The 4,371-nt window shown below is 48.1% G+C and carries 6 protein-coding genes; 3 read left to right on the top strand and 3 right to left on the bottom strand.

Annotated features, from left to right (window positions below; translation table 11 throughout):
* Positions 1 to 939, top strand: a 939-nt coding sequence (locus tag B7992_RS16050; RefSeq protein WP_217897631.1) for a hypothetical protein, incomplete at its 5' end; no start/stop codon positions are given.
* Between the two features lie 41 nt (positions 940 to 980).
* Here B7992_RS16050 and B7992_RS16045 read toward each other — a convergent pair.
* Complete coding sequence (locus B7992_RS16045) at positions 981 to 2,225, bottom strand: glycosyl hydrolase (protein WP_088666799.1); 1,245 nt, start codon at positions 2,223 to 2,225, stop codon at positions 981 to 983.
* Positions 2,226 to 2,323: 98 nt separating this feature from the next.
* On the opposite strand from B7992_RS16045, the gene B7992_RS16860 reads away from it, so the two are divergent.
* Complete coding sequence (locus tag B7992_RS16860) at positions 2,324 to 2,659, top strand: hypothetical protein (protein ID WP_176421986.1); 336 nt, start codon at positions 2,324 to 2,326, stop codon at positions 2,657 to 2,659.
* 41 nt (positions 2,660 to 2,700) lie between these two features.
* On the opposite strand, the gene B7992_RS16035 is transcribed toward B7992_RS16860, so the two are convergent.
* Positions 2,701 to 2,943, bottom strand: coding sequence for a hypothetical protein (locus B7992_RS16035; RefSeq protein ID WP_088666798.1), 243 nt, complete (start codon positions 2,941 to 2,943; stop codon positions 2,701 to 2,703).
* A gap of 75 nt (positions 2,944 to 3,018) precedes the next feature.
* On the bottom strand, positions 3,019 to 3,636 hold the full coding sequence (locus B7992_RS16030) for a DUF6261 family protein (protein ID WP_088666797.1): 618 nt from the start codon (positions 3,634 to 3,636) through the stop codon (positions 3,019 to 3,021).
* 144 nt (positions 3,637 to 3,780) lie between these two features.
* Here B7992_RS16030 and B7992_RS16855 point away from each other — a divergent pair, with 144 nt between their 5' ends.
* Positions 3,781 to 3,927 carry a hypothetical protein gene (locus B7992_RS16855; RefSeq protein WP_176421985.1) on the top strand — a complete coding sequence of 49 codons (147 nt, stop codon included), beginning with the start codon at positions 3,781 to 3,783 and terminating at the stop codon, positions 3,925 to 3,927.
* Positions 3,928 to 4,371 lie beyond the last annotated feature (444 nt).

Genomic DNA, 4,371 nt, shown 5'->3' with positions numbered 1-4,371 from the left:
TCAAGTCCCGAGGAAGTCTCTCCTCAATATACGCCGGCAGCGGGATTGAATGAGGCTTTGAAACCGAATGATGAAACTCCTAAGGTTCCTGACATGGATTCCGTGACGCGTGAAGAAAATTCGCAATCTCGTGAAGAAATTCTGGATTCCTATCGGGATGCGGGACATTTCTTGGACGAGAGGGTCGAAGTGGAGCCTTGTTCTACTGCTGATGACAAGGATGACCACTGCATGTTGAAAAAAGATTATGCCAAAGGCAGTGTCTATTTCAATTACCTGGGCTCGGAGGAATATATTCGTTGTGAACAGTATGAAGGACGCGCTTTGGAATATCGTGTTTCAATAAAGGATTCTGTGGTAACCCAGACGTTGACCGTGTCCGAAGCCAAGGGTCTTGTGGATACGATTCCTTTCTATGCCGGCTCTAGTGAAACAAGGTTGTCCCTTTCTTGTAAGGGCCAGTATAGCCACAATGTGGATGAAGGTTCCTATAGCTGTACCACAGTGATTGAACCGAATGTATTTAAGGAACAGTATGTGCTGATTCGAAATACGTATGAAAAGGAGGATGGTCCTGACTTTAGCAGTTTGACATGCGTAGTCGAGGGCGTAGATAAAGCCTCTGGAGCGGCTTATTGCATTGAACTTGATCACAATGGGTACATTGAGGAAGACGATTCCGATGTGGATTATGAATATGTGTACAAGGTTTATTCCGATGCAAAATGTGCAGAAGAACTAGACTTTGATGCTATTGAAGAAGAATTCAAGAAACTCCATGATGGTTCTAACGTCACTTGTGCTAATGGCGTTTGCTTGCAGGAGACAACGTACTATTCCTACGCAAATGAATCTTGGGGGCAGTTTAGCAACGATGTTGTGGTAGATTGCCTTCAGATGCCAAGTACGCCACAAGAACAGCCCACATCCGATAATTAGAAGTGGGCTTGACGCTTAACGCATTTTTGGGAGCTAGGCGGTTACTTAGTGGCAGGGAAGGCAGCAATGCCTTCCTTCCATGCATTCAGGGATTCGTTGGATGTATCTACGCCCCAATCGGCTTCGTGGCCTTTGCTTTGGCTAAAGATGACGAGACCCTTGATTTTCGGGAATTCCGTGGGCAAAATGCGGAACATTTCCCGGAACCATTCTGCCTTGCTACCGCCGTGTTCTGAACAGGAAAATTCTGCGATGAACATGGGCTTGTTGAAACCTTCGATGGCTCTGTATGCAGCCCTGAACACTTGTGAGAAGCTTTGCCAGCTAGACCAGCTTTGTGCGGTACCCCAGTTGTAGCCGTCGATAGAGGTGTAGTCTACGTAGTCGTCGCCAGGGTAGGAACCCTTCAATGTGGACTTTGCGCCGCTGTTGCTAGCGTTTGTTGTCCAAACCCATTTGACGTTGGAGACGTTCTGGGCCCGGAAACGTTCTACGATGTGGCGGTAGGCTGCGGCAACTTTGTCTTCGGCGTTATTGACAGGATCTTTGCCTGTGCCCCAGGTGTACCAATCGCCGTTGGATTCATGAAGCGGTCGCAACCAGATTTCGGATCCGAATTCCTTCACGCCCTTAGCAAAATCATCCAGGTAGGCGTCGGTTTTGCCGTCGAGGATATCCTGCGCTGTGTAAGGCTGGGGCATCCAGGTAATCATCATGATGGAACCGCGCTTCTTTGCCATTTCAACGTAGGGCTTTGTCCAGGCCCAGTCATTATATTGCCAAAGGACAAAATGGTGGATGACGTCGAGATGGCGCCCCTGCAATCTTTCAAAAGCCTCGACGTTGGCTTCCGTAGGCTGGGGGACTTCTTCCGGTCCGCCCACCCATGCTCCAAAGAACATGGAGTTGAAAGTCTCTGCATCTGGTGTAATGGGTCCCACTTGTGGCTCGGATGTGCTTGATGATGAAATGATGTTTAGTTCTGAAGAGCTGGATGAAGGTGCTATAGGAGTGTCCGCAGAAGAACTTGGCGGGATTGTCAAGGAGTCGCTATTTTCTATTGGATTTGACGGATTTTCAACGACTCCGCTGCCATAATCAGGTTGCTCTGTTGGCTGGGTGATTTCTGGATTTGTGACTTCGCCGGTTTGAATTTCAGCAGGAATGGATGGATCGTCGGGGCTGGCGATGCTGCTTGCTGGATTGGACGTTTTGGAAGTGCTGCATGCGAACATGAACAGGCACGCACTAGCCATGATAAATGACTTGATAAAAGCGTTTTTCATAGAGTTTTGTTCTCCTGCCCTCAAAATAGAAGGAAATTGTGGAAAGATTACATTTTTTTATTTAGTTTGGAATAAAAAATGTTTTAACTGTTTTGAGCTTGCTGCTGAGTTGTATTCTATTTCAGGTTGATCAGTCCAAAGCCTGCCAGGCAAACCAGAATGCCCACCACTTTATTCCAGGTGATGGCTTCGTTATAAAGCCCATACCCAACGAAAATCAGGATGATGGCGAGAATGGTGGCCTGCACGATTTGCGCCCAATTCAGCTGCTTGAATTCTGCCAGAAGGCTGCCGGACCTTCCCAGAATAAAGTAAAGAATGAGCGAGGCTATGGCTCCAACGCTGTAGGTAATGGCCTATGCTGCGAAGGGGTTCATTCCCTTGGACACGGACTTGGCTCAAATCTGATAGATAACGTTGCAGGAAATGATTAGGGCCATTGGCCAAACGTAGGAGAGCATAGGCGGAATATAGATTATTTAAGCAGGTCTTTTGCCCATTCGGGAATGGTGTCGGAGTATTGTTTGAACAATGTGCCGTCCACCATTCTGCAAATCAGGCGGGGTGTTTCGTTCTCGATGGAATTGTCGTAGAGATAAGCTCGATCGACTAAAGGCAGAATTAACGTTGCGTTTGTTTTTGATTTGTAATAACGAGAGATGATTTTAGAAATGGGAACTTCGTGTCCGCCGTTGATAACGCGATTGGTAATTCGCATTACATTGATTAATGGATTTTCTGTACACAGTCGCCGAAGGTTTCTTGAGCAATGTTGTCGGGGTTGATGTAGATGCTATGCGGCATTAATCCTCCCTTCGGCAATGCCTGTAGCGGCGTTTACCGGGAGTGCGAGGGCGGCAGCGTCACGGGGTTCCGGGGTGGCTCCTTCGCGGGCCTTTGCACGGGCCTTTGCACGAGCCTTGTGGAGGGAACGGCTGTTGGCGATGAATACGTTCACCTTGTCGATGAAGGCCATGCAACTTTCGTCACCCTTGGTGGCCGCGTTGTACTGCGCGAAGTTAATCAGCTGGCGGAAGGCGCTGATGCAATCGTTGCGGAGATTCTTGCTGGTGGTCTCCTCGCGGATGCGGCGTTCTTCGACGCGGGTCTGGTTGGCTTCGGCGAATGCGCCTTGTACCTCTTTCAGGGCGTTGAAGGCAAGCTCCAGTTCGCTCTCGGCCAGGGCCTCGGCATATTCTTCCTTGCCAATAACCGCCTGGACGTTAGCAATGACCGATTCGATGATACCGGTGAGGCTCTTCTGGTCAACGGAACCTGCATTGCCGTAGCCCTTTACGTATTCCCAGATTTCCTTGGCCAGGGCGGAACGCTGCTGGTCCAGGGAGCCTGTGAGAACCTTTACCGTTCCACGGAAATTGCGGAATGCGACGGTGCGCTTGGAATCAAACAAAGGAAACCGATGAAGCCGTCGTTGCATAAATTTCAACAATCGATACGAAAAGAGAGTATATTTTAAACCATCAAATTAATGAATATGGCTTGCGAAAAGCCCTTTATTAAAAAATCTACAAGTCCAAGTAAAAAGGGGAACGATATGCAGAAGAAAGAATACAAGGCTCCGAAAATGAAGGAAATCAAGCTGAAAGCCCGCGCAAGTTTACTGTCAGGGAGCAGCGATGGTTACCACGGAACGGTTGACTACAATGATCTGCCTGATTCCGTAGAAAAACCTGAAGTATAAAACGAAAGTCCTTCCGAACAAAATCGGAGGGACTTTTTCTTTTGCGTTCGCTCGGCATCATCACTCGTGTCAACAGTTGTTTATAGAACAACCTAAGCCTCGGCCATGTCGATTCAAGTAAACTTGATCGCCATGGCTCTCGTGCAAACAGTTGTTTGTAGAACAACCTAGCATTCGGTCATCCCCGTCAAACGAGGACAGGTGTCGGCTCAAGCAAGCTTGGCCGCCGCGACACTCATGCAAACAGTTGTTTGCAAAATGCAGTCGGATTGAAAAATGAGTTGCCTGCGCGAAAATCGATAAATATATTGTCCTCACAAATAGTTTAGTAGATCCATGACGAAGTCCTCCCGGCAAAGGGACGCGACGACGTTGTGGATTTTTTTGAGCGCGGATTCTCATCGTCAAGTAAATCCGATCTAGGCTGAAAACAAAAAAAAATCC

The organism is Fibrobacter sp. UWH1 (assembly GCF_002210365.1).
Lineage (GTDB): Bacteria > Fibrobacterota > Fibrobacteria > Fibrobacterales > Fibrobacteraceae > Fibrobacter.
Note: the sequence above shows the minus strand (reverse complement) of the source record. Positions and strands in the feature narration are given on the sequence as shown.

Coding starts and splice junctions, on each gene's coding strand:
- B7992_RS16045 (WP_088666799.1), bottom strand. CDS start 2,225: ATGAAAAACGCTTTTATCAAGTCATTTATCATGGCTAGTGCGTGCCTG.
- B7992_RS16035 (WP_088666798.1), bottom strand. CDS start 2,943: ATGCGAATTACCAATCGCGTTATCAACGGCGGACACGAAGTTCCCATT.
- B7992_RS16855 (WP_176421985.1), top strand. CDS start 3,781: ATGCAGAAGAAAGAATACAAGGCTCCGAAAATGAAGGAAATCAAGCTG.